Source organism: Rahnella perminowiae (assembly GCF_019049695.1).
Lineage (GTDB): Bacteria > Pseudomonadota > Gammaproteobacteria > Enterobacterales > Enterobacteriaceae > Rahnella > Rahnella perminowiae.
The window spans coordinates 1-2,857 of the sequence record NZ_JAFMOT010000120.1; the positions used below are offsets into that span (position 1 = coordinate 1).

Below are 2,857 nucleotides of genomic sequence, written 5' to 3' on the forward strand. Positions count from 1 at the left end.
ATAATGCAGAGGTATAAAGGCATGATAGTTAGTACAAGCCATAGATATAGAAGTGATATAGATGGGTTGAGAGCATTAGCAATCTTACTCGTAGTTTTATATCACTCAGGCGTTACTTTATTTAGTGGTGGGTTCATTGGTGTAGATATTTTTTTTGTTATATCAGGTTTTTTAATTGGTGGTATAATAAGTAAAGAATTTCACAATAGCACCTTTAGCTATTACAATTTTTATGCTCGGAGAATCAAGAGAATTGCGCCTGCATTATTGACAATGCTCTTATTGTGTAGCATTTTCTCATATTATTTCCTCTCCCCATTAGAGTTGATTGACTTTGCTAAATATTCAGTAGCTACAATATTATCCGTCCCCAACATCGCCCTTTGGAAGGGCATGGATTACTTTTCAACAAATTCAGACCTTAATCCACTATTAATGACATGGTCTCTTGGAGTTGAAGAGCAATTTTATATATTTCTTCCATTGATTTTTTCATTATGTATCGCAAGGAGAATAAAGCTTTTTACTGCAACAATATTTATCACAATCGTTTCATTTTTACTATGCTTGTATATTACCAATATAAAACCATCCCCTGCATTTTATCTTTTACCTACTCGCGCATGGGAAATGGGAGTAGGTGTAGCAATAGCACTAAAACAAAATGAAATTTACAACATCGGATTTATAAAGAAAAACAAACCACTGTGTTTTCTTATAGGAACTATCTTAGTATTATCATGTTCTATATTTTTAGATAACAATACACTCTTCCCTGGTTTTATAGCTGTACTCCCTGTTCTGGGTGCTTCATTAATAATAATAGGCGAAAGCAGAGCTAGTAATGTGTTTCTAAGTAATAAACCAATGGTCTACATAGGCATTGTTTCATATTCATGGTACCTATGGCATTGGCCTTTCCTTAGCTTCACAAGAATGGCATATAATGGGCACCCACCTGTTACTATAACATTATTTGTATCAGCCTTGGCATTAATTCTATCGTATTTTTCATACAAGCTAGTAGAAGTTCCATTTAGAAAACCAATGAAAGCAAGTAACAAAAAAATTGTATTAATATATATTAGTGCTGTTTCAATTTTCATTACCCCGCTCATCCTTTCTATGCTATCCGGAGGTTTGAAATATAGAGTTAATAATGAAATTATAGTTTCTGAAAAAAATAGATTGATCAGTATATCTGACAAATGCCTCGTGGCCAACACTCAATCTTTACCTGATAGCTCGGATTGTATTCCCAATAAAGATAGCGAATCGGTGGCCTTAGTTGGTGATAGCCATGCTGCGGCTTTAAGAGGTGGGGTAGATATTTATGCAAAAAATAATAACATGTCTGTATATCAGCTAACTAAATCATCCTGTCCTTTTTTAGTCGATACTCCAAGATACATTAAACGTATCCCTGAGCATGCGGAACTATGCAATAATTTCAATAAGAATGTTATAAAAGAATTAATTGATAACAAAAAAATTAAAGTTGTGGTCATGTCAGCATACTGGGATGCTGGAATAAGCCTAAACGATACAGAGTATGGGTACCATGAATACAAAAACCAAAACTCAGGTAATAATATCACCGCTTTACAAAAAGGTTTATCAAAAACGATTGAAATTCTTAGAAACAATGGAAAGAAAATAATAATCGTTGAGGATGTTCCATATTTTAAATTTGATGTGGTTAAGGAAGTTATAAACAAAAATATTCCATTACGTTATCGCTTCGGTGAACTCATTGGCAACCCTCCTGAAAGCAGTCAATTTTCGCCAAAAACGATTGCTAAAATGGCAGACGTAAAATCAACTATTGAGAGTATGAAGACTCATGGAGCAATAATTTTCTCCCCAGAAAAAAACCTATGCAATCTTAATGGCTGTCAATACTCTATGAATGGGATATCAATTTACTACGACCAACAACATTTAAACATGTTGGGGGGGGGGATTGCTCTAAAAGGATTGAATTAGTAATTGTCTGATGATGTCAAAATAAATCGGCATCATTAGGTAAGGCTAAAAAACATAACCTGTAATGATCTGATGGATGCTTTTCTCTAGCGTAGCCTCATACTTTTACAGAACACATAATTTTAGAGCAACATCATTATATTGATATGGTGGGGGAAAATATATCGAAGATACAGCACTAACTGTATCAGGATAAACTTGGTGAGCAGTTTTAACCATACCGTATCAAGGGAGCGCGTCTACGGGCAGTAAGTAACGAATTTGGATGCAAATGTCAGATTGCTATGCGTCTGTTAGGCTGCGACTAGTAACAAAGCCTTACTGGTGCACGTAAATAACCTCCGGCTATGCCGGAGGTTATTATTTTTAGTACTTTATAAAAGAAAACTTTAACATTTTATCATCGATAAACTGCCTACCTGCCTCATTTGCATTCTCCCCCAATATGTAAGCGTAAGAAAATACTAGACAAAATCCGCAAGACGTAGCAAATAAGAAAATGCTAGATAACGTATATGATGTGAATGCCCATATTACTATCAATACAATAAGTAAAATTTTGTTTTTGTTTTTCGATAGCAATATAAATATAGTGATCCAGAAGAACGATATTACAAAAGAAAGAAACGAAAAAATTCCATATGAAGCAAGCATTAACTTAAACTCGTTCTCAACATAAGCCTCACCGCCAACACCAAATAGCCATAAAAATGTATCATTATTAATTATTTCGTGAAGATTTTTATATTGGTCATCCCTCATTGCCAAAGTGTTAACTTCTCCGATATTTGCACTTGGGTCAATTAAAAGATTTATTTTATTCATTGTCACATAGAGTATTTGGGTGAAAAATTCAGGATCTGAATAATAT

General features: G+C 34.0%; 2 protein-coding genes. One reads left to right on the top strand and one right to left on the bottom strand.

Annotation, left to right across the window (positions count from 1 at the left end; all coding sequences use genetic code 11):
- Window positions 1-1,986, top strand: a 1,986-nt coding sequence (locus J1781_RS00680) for an acyltransferase family protein (protein ID WP_217233051.1), incomplete at its 5' end; no start/stop codon positions are given.
- A gap of 366 nt (window positions 1,987-2,352) precedes the next feature.
- Here J1781_RS00680 and J1781_RS00685 read toward each other — a convergent pair.
- A partial coding sequence (locus J1781_RS00685) for a hypothetical protein (protein ID WP_217233052.1) occupies window positions 2,353-2,857 on the bottom strand: 505 nt, incomplete at its 5' end.